The sequence below is a fragment of the Micromonospora sp. 067-2 genome, from assembly GCF_046549295.1.
Lineage (GTDB): Bacteria > Actinomycetota > Actinomycetes > Mycobacteriales > Micromonosporaceae > Micromonospora.
In genome coordinates this window covers 13,400-27,139 of sequence record NZ_JAJPWB010000016.1, presented here as the reverse complement: position 1 = coordinate 27,139, position 13,740 = coordinate 13,400, and the positions used below count along the sequence as shown (strand labels likewise).

General features: G+C 70.4%; 12 protein-coding genes. 4 read left to right on the top strand and 8 right to left on the bottom strand.

From position 1 onward, the window contains the following. Position 1: 1 nt before the first annotated feature. From sufC to ACLJN9_RS30280, 5 genes are all read right to left on the bottom strand, one after another. On the bottom strand, positions 2 to 775 hold the full coding sequence (gene sufC, locus ACLJN9_RS30300; RefSeq protein WP_410815105.1) for a Fe-S cluster assembly ATPase SufC: 774 nt from the start codon (positions 773 to 775) through the stop codon (positions 2 to 4). Next, positions 775 to 1,101 carry a non-heme iron oxygenase ferredoxin subunit gene (locus tag ACLJN9_RS30295; protein WP_410815104.1) on the bottom strand — a complete coding sequence of 109 codons (327 nt, stop codon included), beginning with the start codon at positions 1,099 to 1,101 and terminating at the stop codon, positions 775 to 777. Before ACLJN9_RS30295 ends, sufC begins: the two co-directional genes overlap by 1 nt. Then, entirely contained in the window at positions 1,101 to 2,249 is a 1,149-nt protein-coding gene (gene sufD / locus ACLJN9_RS30290) for a Fe-S cluster assembly protein SufD (protein WP_410815103.1), read from the bottom strand. The genes ACLJN9_RS30295 and sufD overlap by 1 nt, the downstream gene beginning before the upstream one ends. A 96-nt stretch (positions 2,250 to 2,345) precedes the next feature. After that, complete coding sequence (sufB, locus tag ACLJN9_RS30285; RefSeq protein ID WP_410815102.1) at positions 2,346 to 3,776, bottom strand: Fe-S cluster assembly protein SufB; 1,431 nt, start codon at positions 3,774 to 3,776, stop codon at positions 2,346 to 2,348. Beyond that, positions 3,773 to 4,504, bottom strand: a complete 732-nt coding sequence (locus tag ACLJN9_RS30280) for a helix-turn-helix transcriptional regulator (RefSeq protein WP_410815141.1) — start codon at positions 4,502 to 4,504, stop codon at positions 3,773 to 3,775. Before ACLJN9_RS30280 ends, sufB begins: the two co-directional genes overlap by 4 nt. A 167-nt stretch (positions 4,505 to 4,671) precedes the next feature. Here ACLJN9_RS30280 and ACLJN9_RS30275 point away from each other — a divergent pair, with 167 nt between their 5' ends. Next, the gene (locus ACLJN9_RS30275; protein WP_410815101.1) at positions 4,672 to 5,637 is read left to right on the top strand and encodes a COX15/CtaA family protein; all 966 of its coding nucleotides are present in this window, start codon (positions 4,672 to 4,674) and stop codon (positions 5,635 to 5,637) included. 262 nt (positions 5,638 to 5,899) lie between these two features. Here the strand turns inward: ACLJN9_RS30275 and ACLJN9_RS30270 are convergent, their stop codons facing one another. From ACLJN9_RS30270 to ACLJN9_RS30260, 3 genes are all read right to left on the bottom strand, one after another. Next, on the bottom strand, positions 5,900 to 6,820 hold the full coding sequence (locus ACLJN9_RS30270) for a RimK family alpha-L-glutamate ligase (RefSeq protein WP_410815100.1): 921 nt from the start codon (positions 6,818 to 6,820) through the stop codon (positions 5,900 to 5,902). 14 nt (positions 6,821 to 6,834) lie between these two features. After that, positions 6,835 to 7,170: a hypothetical protein gene (locus tag ACLJN9_RS30265; protein ID WP_410815099.1), complete on the bottom strand. Its 336-nt coding sequence runs from the start codon at positions 7,168 to 7,170 to the stop codon at positions 6,835 to 6,837. 304 nt (positions 7,171 to 7,474) lie between these two features. Beyond that, on the bottom strand, positions 7,475 to 8,428 hold the full coding sequence (locus ACLJN9_RS30260) for a heme o synthase (protein ID WP_410815098.1): 954 nt from the start codon (positions 8,426 to 8,428) through the stop codon (positions 7,475 to 7,477). Positions 8,429 to 8,693: 265 nt separating this feature from the next. Between ACLJN9_RS30260 and tkt the strand changes: the two genes are divergently transcribed. From tkt to ACLJN9_RS30245, 3 genes are all read left to right on the top strand, one after another. Beyond that, the gene (gene tkt, locus ACLJN9_RS30255; protein ID WP_410815097.1) at positions 8,694 to 10,832 is read left to right on the top strand and encodes a transketolase; all 2,139 of its coding nucleotides are present in this window, start codon (positions 8,694 to 8,696) and stop codon (positions 10,830 to 10,832) included. 16 nt (positions 10,833 to 10,848) lie between these two features. Next, entirely contained in the window at positions 10,849 to 12,024 is a 1,176-nt protein-coding gene (tal, locus tag ACLJN9_RS30250; protein ID WP_410815096.1) for a transaldolase, read from the top strand. A 64-nt stretch (positions 12,025 to 12,088) separates the two neighbouring features. Beyond that, positions 12,089 to 13,738, top strand: a complete 1,650-nt coding sequence (locus tag ACLJN9_RS30245; RefSeq protein ID WP_410815095.1) for a glucose-6-phosphate isomerase — start codon at positions 12,089 to 12,091, stop codon at positions 13,736 to 13,738. The last annotated feature ends 2 nt before the right edge of the window (positions 13,739 to 13,740 follow it).

The following is a 13,740-nucleotide window of genomic DNA, read 5'->3' as shown; positions in this document are numbered from 1 at the left end:
CTCAGGCCTTGGCCGTGCCGGCCCCGGCGGCGTACCGCTCGTAGCCCTCGGCCTCGAGCTTGTCGGCCAGCTCCGGGCCGCCCTGCTCGACGATCCGGCCGGCCACGAAGACGTGCACGAAGTCCGGCTTGATGTAGCGCAGGATCCGCGTGTAGTGGGTGATCAGCAGCATGCCGGTGTCACCGGTGTCGCGGACCCGGTTGACGCCCTCGCTGACCACGCGCAGCGCGTCGACGTCGAGGCCGGAGTCGGTCTCGTCGAGGATGGCGATCTTCGGCTTGAGCAGCTCCAGCTGGACGATCTCGTGGCGCTTCTTCTCGCCGCCGGAGAAGCCCTCGTTGACGTTGCGCTGCGCGAACGCCGGGTCCATCTGCAGGCGCTCCATGGCCCCGCGCAGCTCGCCGCCCCAGGTGCGCAGCTTCGGCGCCTCGCCGTCGATCGCGGTCTTCGCGGTGCGCAGGAAGTTCGCCACCGACACGCCGGGCACCTCGACCGGGTACTGCATGGCCAGGAAGAGGCCGGCGCGGGCCCGCTCGTCGACGGTCATCGCGAGGACGTCGGAGCCGTCGAGGGTGACGGTGCCGCCGGTGATCTCGTACTTGGGGTGACCGGCGATCGAGTACGCCAGCGTGGACTTGCCGGAGCCGTTCGGGCCCATGATGGCGTGGGTCTCACCCGACTTCACGGTCAGGTCGACTCCGGCCAGGATCGGCTTGAGCTCACCCTCGGGCAGCTTGACCGACACCTTCAGGTCGCGGATCTCCAGGGTGCTCATTATCGGGTCACTCCATTACTCGGCGTCAGGCTGAGGTAGATGTCGCCGTCGCGGACTTCGACGGGATAGACGGGTACGGGTTCGGTGGCCGGCAGACCGGAAGGCCGCCCGGTGCGCAGGTCGAAGCGCGAGCCGTGCAGCCAGCACTCGAGCGTGCAGCCGTCGACCTCGCCCTCGGAGAGGGCGACCGAGGCGTGCGAGCACTCGTCGTAGGCGGCGTAGAACTCGCCGTCCTCGCCGTGCACCAGCGCGATCGGGGTGCCGTCGACGTCCGCGCTGATCGCGGTGCCCTTCGGCACGTCCTCGGTGGAGCAGATGCGGATCATCAGGCGCCGGCCTTGGTCAGCCGGGCCTCGATAGCGTCTCCCAGGCGCTCGCGCAGGTCCTCGACCGGGATCTTGTTGATCAGTTCGGCGAAGAAGCCACGGACCACCAGGCGGCGGGCCTCGCTCTCCGGGATACCCCGGGCCATCAGGTAGAACAACTGCTCGTCGTCGAAGCGGCCGGTCGCGCTGGCGTGGCCGGCGCCGGCGATCTCGCCGGTCTCGATCTCCAGATTGGGTACGGAGTCCGCCCGCGCGCCGTCGGTGAGCAGCAGGTTCCGGTTGATCTCGTACGTGTCGGTGCCGGTCGCCTCGGCTCGGATCACCACGTCACCCACCCAGACGGTGTGCGCGTCCTCGCCCTGCAGGGCGCCCCGGTAGCCGACGTAGCTGCGGCAGTCCGGAACGCTGTGGTCGACCAGCTGCCGGTGCTCCAGGTGCTGGCCGGAGTCGGCGAAGTAGACGCCGTACAGCTCGGCCTCGCCACCCCGACCGGTGTACTCCACCGAGGTGAACTGCCGCACCAGGTCGCCACCGAGGGTGACCTGGACGTGCACCACCCGGGCGTCCCGACCCAGCTTGATCGTGACGTGCTGGGCCTGCACCGTGTCCTCGGCCCAGTCCGCCACGGTGACGAGGGTCAGCTTGGCCCCGTCGGCGACCGTCACCTCGACGTTGTCGGCCAGCGTGGCCGAGCCCTCCTGGGAGAACACCACCGTGGCCTCCGCGAACCGGCCCACCTGCACCTGGGTCCGGGCGAGAGACAGCTCCTCGGGGTACGCGCCCAGCAGCCGTACGACCACCGGCTCGGACACCACGGCCTCGGCCGCCACCTCGACCAGCGCGACCCGCGCCGCCCCGCCGTGGGCCAGCGCGCTGACCCGGTCGACCGGCAGCGGCGCGGTCACGACACCGGCGTCACTCGGCTCGACGAGCCGCACCGACACCCCGGCCGGCAGCCGCGGGTGCTCGATGGTGACGCCCCGGCCGGTGGCGGCCGACGTGTCCGCCGTGGCCAGGCCGCGGAGGCGCTTGAGCGGGGTGAAACGCCACTCCTCCTCCAGGCCGGTGAGGGCCGGGAAGTCGGCGACGTCGTACGAGCGCAGCGCCTGCGACTTGGTGCTGGGCGGCGCGGAAGCCTGGGTAGTCATGTCTTCCTTGGTCTGTTCTGCAACGACGGTGTCATTAACCGGAGGGGCGGGCGGGCTGGTCGCGGACTGGCGCGACGGGGCCGGTGCCCGCCGGGATCAGCCGACGGCACCTTCCATCTGGAGTTCGATCAGGCGGTTGAGCTCCAGGGCGTACTCCATCGGGAGTTCCTTGGCGATCGGCTCGATGAAGCCGCGGACGATCATGGCCATCGCCTCGTCCTCGCTCAGGCCCCGGCTCATCAGGTAGAAGAGCTGGTCGTCGCTGATCTTGGAGACGGTCGCCTCGTGCCCCATCGACACGTCGTCCTCGCGGATGTCGACGTACGGGTAGGTGTCCGAGCGGGAGATGGTGTCGACCAGCAGCGCGTCGCACTTGACCGTGCTCCGGCTGTGGTGCGAACCCTCCAGCACCTGCACCAGACCGCGGTACGAGGTGCGGCCGCCGCCCCGGGCGATCGACTTCGAGATGATGGTGCTGCTCGTGTGGGGTGCGGCGTGCACCATCTTGGCGCCGGCGTCCTGGTGCTGGCCCTCGCCGGCCATCGCCACCGAGAGCACCTCGCCCTTGGCGTGCTCGCCGGTCATGTAGACCGCCGGGTACTTCATGGTCACCTTGGAGCCGATGTTGCCGTCGACCCACTCCATGGTCGCGCCCTCGTGGCAGACGGCGCGCTTGGTGACCAGGTTGTAGACGTTGTTCGACCAGTTCTGGATGGTCGTGTAGCGGCAGCGCGCGTCCTTCTTGACGATGATCTCCACGACCGCGCTGTGCAGCGAGTCGGAGGAGTAGAGCGGCGCGGTGCAACCCTCGACGTAGTGCACGTACGCACCCTCGTCGACGATGATCAGCGTCCGCTCGAACTGGCCCATGTTCTCCGTGTTGATCCGGAAGTAGGCCTGCAGGGGGATCTCCACCTGCACACCCTTCGGCACGTAGATGAACGAGCCACCGGACCACACGGAGGTGTTCAGAGCGGCGAACTTGTTGTCGCCGACCGGGATCACCGTGCCGAAGTACTCCTTGAAGACGTCCTCGTGCTCGCGCAGCGCGGTGTCGGTGTCCAGGAAGAGGACGCCCTGCTCCTCAAGGTCCTCACGGATCTTGTGGTAGACGACCTCGGACTCGTACTGCGCGGCGACGCCCGCGACCAGCCGCTGCTTCTCCGCCTCCGGGATGCCCAGCCGGTCGTAGGTGTTCTTGATGTCCTCGGGCAGGTCCTCCCAGCTGGTGGCCTGCTTCTCGGTGGACCGCACGAAGTACTTGATGTTGTCGAAGTCGATCCCGGTGAGGTCCGCTCCCCAGGCCGGCATCGGCTTGCGACCGAACAGCCGCAGACCCTTCAGGCGCAGGTCGAGCATCCACGCGGGCTCGTTCTTCTTGGCCGAGATGTCCCGCACCACCGCCTCGTTGATGCCGCGCTGGGCGACCGCCCCGGCGGCGTCCGGGTCGGACCAGCCGTACTCGTAGCGACCCAGGGCGGCGAGCTGCTCTTCCTGGGTCAGGGGCTGGACGATCTGCTCGGTCATCTATCTGTCCTCACAGTGGTGACGGGATTACCGGATTGGGCGCGTACCTGCTGGGTGGGGATGTGCGTGGTGCACACCCCGTCGCCGTGCGCGATGGTGGCCAGGCGCTGCACGTGGGTGCCGACCAGACGGGAGATCACCGCGGTCTCGGCCTCGCACAGCTGGGGAAACTCGGCGGCCACGTGCGCCACCGGGCAGTGGTGCTGGCAGAGCTGGCCGCCAGAGGCGATCGTGGTCGCGTTGGCAGCGTAACCCTCGGCGGTGAGCGCGTCGGCTAGTGCCTCCGCCCGCGCGAGAGGGTCGTCGCCGGCGTCCTCCATGGCGGCCCGGCAGCGGGACTCCAGGGCGGCCACCTGCTCGGTGGCGAACGCCTCGACCGCGTCCGCGCCGCCACTGCGGGCGATCCAGCGCAACGCGGCGGTGGCCATGTTGTCGTAGTGGTGAGTGCCACAGCGGACCCGGGCGGCCTCGGTCAGCAGGAACACCTTGGCGGGACGCCCCCGACCACGGCTGCCCTGCACCGTCTGCTCCCGGGCGAACACGTCACCCTCGGCGAGCATCGCGTCGAGGTGCCGACGGATCGCCGCCGGGCTGAGGCCGAGCGCCGAACCGAGCTGCGCGGCGGTGGTGGCACCCCGCTCCAGCAGCAGCTGGGTGACCCGGTCCCGGGTCGAGATCTCGGTGAGCACCGGACCGACGAGCGCGGCCGCCGGGGTCACGACAGGCACGGACGCGGACACACCGACGACCGGAGCGGCCGTCGGCTGCTGCCCCGAGAGCGCCGCCGTGTTTTTCACAACGCCAACGTTACGTAATTACTCGGAGGGTCGCAAACCCGGGCCCCGGTGATCCGAACCACCGACCGGGCGGAGTCCGACGAACCTCGATCACTACGGTGCGTAGGATTTGCGCCGTGAACCGATACGTCCGTCCGGTCTCCGGCACCCTGCTGCGCCGCCTCGCACTCGCCTCGATCATCGCGAACGTGGGCATCGTCGTCACCGGCGGGGCCGTCCGGTTGACCGCCTCGGGCCTCGGCTGCCCCACCTGGCCCCGGTGCACCGACGCGTCGTACACCACCACGTCCGAGATGGGCGTCCACGGGGTGATCGAGTTCGGCAACCGGATGCTGACGTTCGCGGTGGCCCTGATCGCGCTCGCCACCGTGCTGGCCGTCCTGGCGCACCGGCCACGCCGGCCCGGGCTGCTCACGCTCGCCGTCGCGGTCTTCCTGGGCATCCCCGCCCAGGCGGTGATCGGTGGCATCACGGTGCTCACCAACCTCAACCCGTGGGTCGTCGGGCTGCACTTCCTCGCCTCGATGGCGGTGATCGCCGCCTCGTACGCCCTCTGGCGCCGGATCGCCGAACCGGACGGCCCGGCGGTGGCCGTCGTGCCGGCGCCGCTGCGCGCCCTGACGCGGATCACCACGGCGGTCGGTGTCGCGGTGCTGGTCATCGGCACCTGGGTGACCGGCAGCGGCCCACACGCCGGCGACCAGGGCGCGGCCCGCAACGGGCTCGACCCGGAGTCGATCTCCCAGGTGCACGCGGACAGCGTCTTCCTGCTCCTCGGCCTCTCGGTGGCGCTGGTCTTCGCGTTCCGCGCGGTCGGCGCACGACGGGCCACCCGGGCCGCGGTCATCCTGGTCGCGGTGGAGCTGGGTCAGGGCCTGATCGGCTTCGTGCAGTACTTCACCCACGTGCCGGCGATCCTGGTCGGCGCGCACATGCTCGGCTCCTGCCTGGTGCTGCTGGCCGCCCTCGCGGTGCAGTGGTCCACCCGCGAACGCCGCCCGGTCGCGCCGGCACCCCGGGCCGCTCCGAGCGACGCCGCCGCCCCGGTGACGGTAACCGCCTGATCTCCCGCGCCCCGCGCCCCGCGCCCCGCGCCCCGCGCCCCGCGCCCCGCGCCCCGCGCCAAGATCGTGCTCGAACCAGGATGTAGTGGCCTCAGCGACGCGCCGTTGCCACTACATCCTGGATGTCGCGCGATCTTGTTGGCGGGAGGTCCTCCGGTCGGAGATCCGCGCAACTGTGGGGAAGATGCGTGGTCCCGGCGTGCCGAGGCACCAACGTGCACGGAGCTTGGCGGTGCCACCGTGACCGCCGCCGGCGGACGGGTCAGGCGTTGCGGGCCAGGTGGGTGGCGATCGCGTCGGCCAGGCGCTCGGGGGCGCCGTCGGCGTACCCGATGAACAGGGACGGCTCGGTCAGCTCCAGCTCGACCAGGACGGGCGTGCCGTCCGGGCCGGGGATCAGGTCGACGCGGGCGTAGAGCAGCTGCCGTGTGCCGCCCGGGACCCCGGCGAGAGTCTTCTCGGCCACCGCGAGCTGTTCGGGCCGGGCGGTGCGGGCGGTGATCTCCTCGGCCTTGTAGAGCCCGTCCGGGCCGAGGTCCGGGCCGGTCAGCATCGGACCCTTGCGGATGGCGTGGCTGAACGTGAGCCCCTCCGGACCGGCCAGGAAGAGCAGTGCCGTCTCGCCCTCGGTGTCGACGGCGGTCAGGTACGGCTGGATCATCGTCACCCGACCGGCGTCGGCCAGGCGGCGCACGTGCGCGCCGGCCAGTTCCCGGTGCTCCGGGTCGGCCAGGTCGTACCGGCCGGTGTCCTGGCTACCCGCACTGACCGCTGGTTTGATCACGTACTCACCGGTGTCGGCCGGCAGGCGCCAACTCTCCCCCGGCTCGACCCAGAACGTCGGCACGGTCGGCACGCCGGCCGCGCTCAGCTCGGCGAGGTAGCGCTTGTCGGTGTTCCAGCGCACCACCTCGGACGGGTTGACCAGCGCCGTGACGGTGGCGGCCCAGGCGACGAACTCGTTGCGACGCAGCGCGTAGTCCCAGGGTGAGCGGAGCACGACCAGGTCGTACGAGGACCAGTCCGCGTCGGGGTCGTCCCAGGCGACCGCCTCGGCGGTGATCCCCCGGTCGGTGAGCGGCGTGAGGACCAGACGGTCGTCCGGGTCGAGGTCGGCGAGTTCGGCACAGGTGACGAGGGCGACCCGGGGTTCCCCCCGGGTCGACTGGTGGTGGTTGGTCAATTCAGCTCTCTATCTCAGCGGGACATGGTGCGCCGGGCCATCGACCGCCACAGGTCGTTGCTCGGACGCATCTGGTCCATCAGTTCACGCTCCCAGGCGTTCTCGACGGTGACTCCCGCCTTGGCGCACGCCTCCCGGGCGGTGACGGTGTCGTCGGCGAACTGGTCGCCCCACTCACCGTCGGAACCCACGAGGACGATCCGTGCGCCACGCTTGCCGACGTACTCGATGACCGCCTTCGCGCCGCCGTGCCCGGCGGCGAATGACCTGAGGCCCGCGACCAGGCCGTGCGGCGCCTGGTCGCCGGCGGTCTGTTCGGCCGTCAGCGTCGTATCGGAACCATCTGCCATGACGCGAAGCCTAAGCAGAACTCCACTCGGGCGGGCGAGAACCATGAACCTTTTGTGATGCCAATTACCTACAGGTTTAAGGAACACCACAGGTCAGCTGTCCTAATATTTCCGGACTTAACACCTCAAAGCACGGCGGCAAATCAGGGCCCAGCCTCCGGAGGTTGAGCCGATCCGACTCATGCCGAAAGTTACTCTGATGTGACATTAAACCCGGACAACTCATCTATGACCGTGATTAGTCAAGAGATTGCCAGCTGCACCGCGAAAAGGGTGGAGCAAAGCCCACTGCCTGAGAATTGGTTCAGATCAACGCGTCGAGCGCGACGGCCACGAAGACGATCGTCAGATACGTCGTCGACCAGTGGAACAGCCGCATCGGCCTGACCGCCTCGCCGCGGGTCGCCCGCCCGCAGAGACGGTGCGCCTCGACCAGGAAGATCGCACCCACCACCAGGGTCGGCACGCCGTAGATCGCGCTGAGCCCCAGCGGCCAGACGGCCAGGGAGGTCAGCACGGTGAGCCAGGCGAAGATCAGGATCTCGGCGTTGACCCGACGGGTGGAGGCCACCACCGGCAACATCGGGATGCCCGCCCGGGCGTAGTCGTCCTTGTACTTCATGGCGAGCGGGTAGAAGTGCGGCATCTGCCAGAAGAAGACCACCGCGAACAGCCCCCAGGCGGCGGGCGCCAGCGAGCCGGTCACCGCCGCCCACCCGATCAGCACCGGAGCCGCCCCGCAGGCCCCGCCCCAGAAGGTGTTCGTCGGGGTGGAGCGCTTGAGCCACAGGGTGTAGACGAGGTCGTAGTACGCGATCGCGGCGAGCGTCAGCCCGGCGGCCAGCAGGTTGGTCAACGCCGCCATCAGCGCCACCGAGACCACCGCGAGCACCAGACCGAAGACCAGGGCGTTGCGCGGCGACACGGTGTGCGCCGGAAGCGGGCGACGCTTGGTACGCCGCATCAACTGGTCGATGTCCCGGTCGATGTAGCAGTTGAGCACGCTGGCCGCGCCCGCGGCGAGCGAGCCACCGATCAGCACCACGGCCATCAGCCACAGCGACGGCAGGCCGCCCTCGGCGAGCATCATCGCCGGAACGGTGGTGACCAGTAGCAGCTCGACGATCCGCGGCTTGGTGAGCGACACGTACGCCGAGAGGACCGCGCGTACGTCCCGCCGGGCCACCGGGCCCTCGGCCGCCCGCGCCGGGGTCTGCCCGGCGGGGTTGCTCGCGGGGCGCTCGGTGATCATGCTCACGGATTGCCACCTTCCGGCATCGGCACGGGGAGATCTCGTCGGCCGGGCCCGCTCCGGGGCCGCGCACCGACCCACACACTACGCGTTGTCGTTTTGGCTGCCCGGCCGACCCGACAACGGTGCGGGCCGTCACACCACCGGGTTGAACGGTGCGGTTGATTGCCACGTACCGCACACCATGCAGAGATCCCTGGGCGGACGTTTAGTCACGCTCGATAGGGTCATCAGTGAGGGTTCCGCCCATCTGCCGAGGAGCACAACCATCGTGGCTGCCAACCGACCCGAGCACTCCGCACTCAACTGGTCCGACCTCGATCGTCGGGCTGTCGACACCGTCCGCGTGCTGGCCATGGATGCCGTGGAGAAATCCGGCAACGGCCACCCGGGCACCGCGATGAGCCTGGCGCCCGCGGCCTACCTCCTCTTCAACCGGGTCATGCGGCACAACCCCGCCGACCCGAACTGGCCCGGCCGCGACCGCTTCGTGCTCTCCGCCGGGCACTCCAGCCTGACGCTCTACATCCAGCTGTTCCTGTCCGGTTACCCGCTGAGCCTGTCCGACCTCCAGTCGCTGCGGCAGTGGGGTTCGCTCACACCGGGTCACCCCGAGCACGGGCACACCCCGGGCGTCGAGACCACCACCGGCCCGCTCGGGCAGGGCCTGGGCAACGCGGTCGGCATGGCCATGGCGGCCCGCCGTGAGCGCGGCCTGTTCGACCCCGAGGCCGAGCCCGGCGCGTCGATCTTCGACCACAACATCTGGTGCATCGTCTCGGACGGAGACATCGAGGAGGGCATCAGCCACGAGGCCAGCTCGCTCGCCGGGCACCAGCAGCTGGGCAGCCTCACGGTGATCTACGACGACAACGAGATCTCCATCGAGGACGACACCCGCATCGCCAAGAGCGAGGACGTGGCCGCCCGCTACGAGGCGTACGGCTGGCACGTGCAGACCGTCGACTGGCGCACCGGCGACGCCGACCAGGGCGACTACCACGAGGACGTCGAGGCCCTGCACCAGGCGCTGCTGGCCGCCAAGGCGGAGACCGGTCGTCCCTCCTTCATCGCGCTGCGCACGATCATCGGCTGGCCCGCACCCAACAAGCAGAACACCGGTAAGGCCCACGGCTCGGCGCTCGGCGCCGACGAGGTGAAGGCCACCAAGCAGATCCTCGACTTCGACCCGGAGCAGACCTTCCAGGTCGACGAGGAGGTCCTCGCCCACGCCCGCAACGTGATGGGTCGCGGATCCGCCGCCGAGCAGGAGTGGACCACCGCGTTCGACGCCTGGAAGGTGGCGAACCCGGAGCGCACCGCGCTCTACGAGCGGATGGCCGGCCGGGTGCTGCCGGACGGCTGGGCCGACGCGCTGCCGACCTTCCCCGCCGACGCCAAGGGTGTGGCCACCCGGGCCGCGTCCGGCAAGGTGCTGGAGGCGCTCGCGCCGGTGCTGCCCGAGCTGTGGGGCGGCTCGGCCGACCTGGCCGAGAGCAACAACACCACCATGAAGGGCGAGCCGTCGTTCATCCCGGCCTCGCACGCCACCAAGGACTTCCCCGGTCACGAGTACGGCCGCACGCTGCACTTCGGCATCCGTGAGCACGCGATGGGCGCGATCCTCAACGGCATCGCCCTGCACGGCGGCACCCGCGTGTACGGCGGCACGTTCCTGGTGTTCAGCGACTACATGCGCCCGGCGGTGCGGCTGGCCGCGCTGATGAAGCTTCCGGTGACCTTCGTGTGGACGCACGACTCGATCGGCCTCGGCGAGGACGGCCCGACCCACCAGCCGGTGGAGCATCTGACCGCCCTGCGCGCCATTCCGGGTCTGGACGTGGTCCGCCCGGCCGACGCCAACGAGACCGCCTGGGCCTGGCGCCAGGCGCTGGAGCACACCGACCGGCCGACCGCGCTGGCGCTCAGCCGTCAGCCCTTGCCGACCCTGGACCGTGAGGTGCTGGGCGACGCGTCCGGGGTGGCCAAGGGCGGCTACGTGCTGGCCGAGGCGTCCAACGGCAAGCCGCAGGTGATCATCGTGGGCACCGGCTCCGAGGTGCAGCTCTGCCTGACCGCCCGGGAGCGGTTGGAGGCCGACGGAACCCCCACCCGGGTCGTCTCGATGCCCTGCCAGGAGTGGTTCTACGAGCAGGACGAGTCCTACCGCGAGTCGGTGCTGCCGCGCGGGGTAAAGGCACGGGTGAGCGTGGAGGCGGGCATCGGGATGTCCTGGCGCGGCGTCGTCGGTGACCTCGGCGAGAGCGTCAGCCTGGAGCACTACGGGGCGAGCGCCCCGCACACCGTGCTCTTCGAGCAGTTCGGGTTCACTCCCGACCGGATCGTGGCGGCGGCGCACGCCTCGCTGGCCCGGGTGGGCGACATCACCGGTTTCACGACAGGCAGTTGAGGGGAGCGTGGACGGCATGACGGACAACTTGGGTGAGCTCACCGCCGCGGGTGTGGCGGTCTGGCTCGACGACCTTTCCCGCGTACGACTGAGCTCCGGCGGGTTGGACCAGCTCCGCCGCGAGAAGCACGTGGCCGGGGTCACCACCAACCCGACGATCTTCGCGAAGGCGTTGAGCGACGCCGACGAGTACAACTGGCAGTTGCGCGATCTCGCCACCCGTGGGGTGGAGGTCGAAGAGGCGGTGCGCATGCTCACCACGTACGACGTGCGGTGGGCCTGCGACGTGATGCGCCCGTCGTACGACGGCAGCGCCGGTGTCGACGGCCGGGTCTCCATCGAGGTGGACCCGGGGGTCGCGCACGACGCCGACAAGACCGTCGCCGAGGCCAAGGCGCTGTGGTGGCTGGTCGACCGGCCCAACCTCTTCATCAAGATCCCGGCCACCGAGGAGGGCCTGTCGGCGATCACCGACACGCTGGCCGAGGGGATCAGCGTCAACGTCACGCTGATCTTCGGTCTGGACCGCTACTCGGCGGTGATGGAGGCGTTCCTGGCCGGTCTGGAGCAGGCCAAGGCCAACGGCCACGACCTGTCCACCATCGGCTCGGTGGCGTCGTTCTTCGTCTCCCGCGTCGACGCCGAGGTCGACAAGAGGCTGGAGAAGGTCGGCTCCGAGCAGGCCAAGTCGCTGCGGGGCAAGGCCGCCGTCGCGAACGCCCAGCTCGCGTACGAGCGCTACGGCGAGGTGTTCTCCTCCGACCGCTGGAAGGCCCTCGCCGACGCCGGCGCGCACCCGCAGCGGCCGTTGTGGGCCTCCACCTCGACGAAGAACCCGGACTACCGGGACGTCATCTACGTCGAGGAACTGGTCGCCCCCGGCACGGTCAACACGATGCCGGAGCCGGTCATCCACGCGTACGCCGACCACGGCGAGACCCGGGGTGACACCATCACCGGTTCCTACGACGCGGCCCGGAAGGTCTTCGCGGACCTGGAGTCGGTCGGGGTGGACCTCGCTGACGTGATCGCCACCCTCGAGCGTGAGGGTGTGGAGAAGTTCGAGGCCAGCTGGCAGGAACTGCTCGACGGCGTCCGCAAGTCGCTGACGGCAGCGGCCAGCGGCAAGGGTTCCCCGAACAAGGCCGCCAAGGGCAACGCCAAGGCCGCCGAGAAGGCTGGTAACGCATGAGCGAGCGCAGCGAACTCAGCGTCCGGGAGTCTCGTACCGCCGCAGCGCGAAGCGGGGTGGCGGCATGAGCGACCTTCTCGCCGGGCCGGTGGAAGCCGCCGCCGGGCTCTCGGTGTACGGCGCGGACGCCGTCGACAAGTCCGCTCCCGCCTCGACCCGGGACGCACTGGTCCGGGCCGGGGTCCCCGGCAAGCTGGCCGCCAGGGACCCGAGCCTGTGGGGCCCGGACGCCGAGGCCGAGGCGAAGGTCCGCCTCGGCTGGGTGGACACGCACCAGCGCAGCCGGGAGCTGCTGGTCCAGCTCGCCGAGCTGAAGGCGGAGCTGGCCGACCTGGACCACGTGGTGCTCGCCGGGATGGGCGGCTCCTCACTGGCCCCCGAGGTGATCACCCGGACCCTGGGTCGACCGTTGACCGTGCTGGACACCACCGACCCGGGCCAGGTCCGGGCCGCCCTGGGTGACCGTCTGGAGCGCACCGTCGTGGTGGTGGCCAGCAAGTCGGGCTCGACGGTGGAGACCGACAGCCACCGGCGCGCGTACTGGCAGGCGTTCCTGGACGCCGGAATGACCGAGGCGGAGGCCGGCCGGCACTTCGTCATCGTCACCGACCCCGGTTCGCCGTTGCAGACCACCGCCACGGAGATGGGGGCGTTCACCGTGCTGGCCGACCCGAACGTGGGCGGCCGGTACTCGGCGCTGACCGCGTTCGGGTTGGTGCCCTCGGCGCTGGCCGGGGTGGACGTGGCCGAGCTGATCGACCAGGCCGACGCCCTGGTCGCGTCGCTCGGCGGGGATCAGGACAATCCGGCGCTGGCGTTGGGCGCCGCGCTGGGTGCGGCCGCCACGCTGGCACGGGACAAGGTCGCGCTAATCTCCGACGGCACCGGCATCGACGGGTTCGGCGACTGGGCCGAGCAGCTGATCGCCGAGTCGACCGGCAAGGCCGGGGTGGGCATCCTTCCCGTCGTGGTGGAGTCCCCGCGGAGCCCCGGCGCCAGCGGGCCGGACGTGCTGACCGTCACCTACGGTGGCGCGCTGACCGCCGGCGACGTTCCCGGCGGCGGCACCGACCCGGACGTGGCGGTGAACGGCCCGCTCGGCGCACAGTTCCTGGCCTGGGAGTACGCCACCGCGGTGGCCGGTGTGGTGCTCGGCATCGACCCGTTCAACCAGCCGAACGTCACCGAGTCCAAGGAGAACACCAACACCATCCTGGCCTCGGGCCTGCCCGCGGAGACGCCGTCGTTCACCGAGGGCGCAGTCGAGGTGTACGCGCCGCAGGGCGCCCCGGGTGACCTGGCCGGTGTGCTGCGCTGGCTGCTCGACGGCCTGGGCGACGACGGCTACCTCGCGGTGATGGCGTACCTGGACCGTTTCGGCGACGCCGACGCGGCCAAGCTGCGGCCACTGCTCTCCGGTGCGTCCGGCCGGCCGGTCACCTTTGGCTGGGGGCCGCGGTTCCTGCACTCCACCGGCCAGTACCACAAGGGCGGCCCGCAGGTCGGCAGCTTCTTCCAGGTGACCGGCGCGGTCGCCGAGGACCTGCCGGTGCCGGGCAAGCCGTACACCTTTGGCGAGTTGCAGGCGGCGCAGGCGGCCGGCGACCGGGAGGCCCTCGCGGGGCGGGAGCGGCCGCTGCTGCGGTTGCACCTGACCGACCGGGCCGCCGGTATCGCCCAACTGCTCGACGCGGCCGGTCAGCTGCGGGCGTGAGG

What these genes read in the sequence shown, in the direction of transcription:
- sufC (WP_410815105.1), bottom strand. Translation starts at nt 775, where the DNA reads ATGAGCACCCTGGAGATCCGCGACCTGAAGGTGTCGGTCAAGCTGCCC.
- ACLJN9_RS30295 (WP_410815104.1), bottom strand. Translation starts at nt 1,101, where the DNA reads ATGATCCGCATCTGCTCCACCGAGGACGTGCCGAAGGGCACCGCGATC.
- sufD (WP_410815103.1), bottom strand. Translation starts at nt 2,249, where the DNA reads ATGACTACCCAGGCTTCCGCGCCGCCCAGCACCAAGTCGCAGGCGCTG.
- sufB (WP_410815102.1), bottom strand. Translation starts at nt 3,776, where the DNA reads ATGACCGAGCAGATCGTCCAGCCCCTGACCCAGGAAGAGCAGCTCGCC.
- ACLJN9_RS30265 (WP_410815099.1), bottom strand. Translation starts at nt 7,170, where the DNA reads ATGGCAGATGGTTCCGATACGACGCTGACGGCCGAACAGACCGCCGGC.
- tal (WP_410815096.1), top strand. Translation starts at nt 10,849, where the DNA reads ATGACGGACAACTTGGGTGAGCTCACCGCCGCGGGTGTGGCGGTCTGG.
- ACLJN9_RS30245 (WP_410815095.1), top strand. Translation starts at nt 12,089, where the DNA reads ATGAGCGACCTTCTCGCCGGGCCGGTGGAAGCCGCCGCCGGGCTCTCG.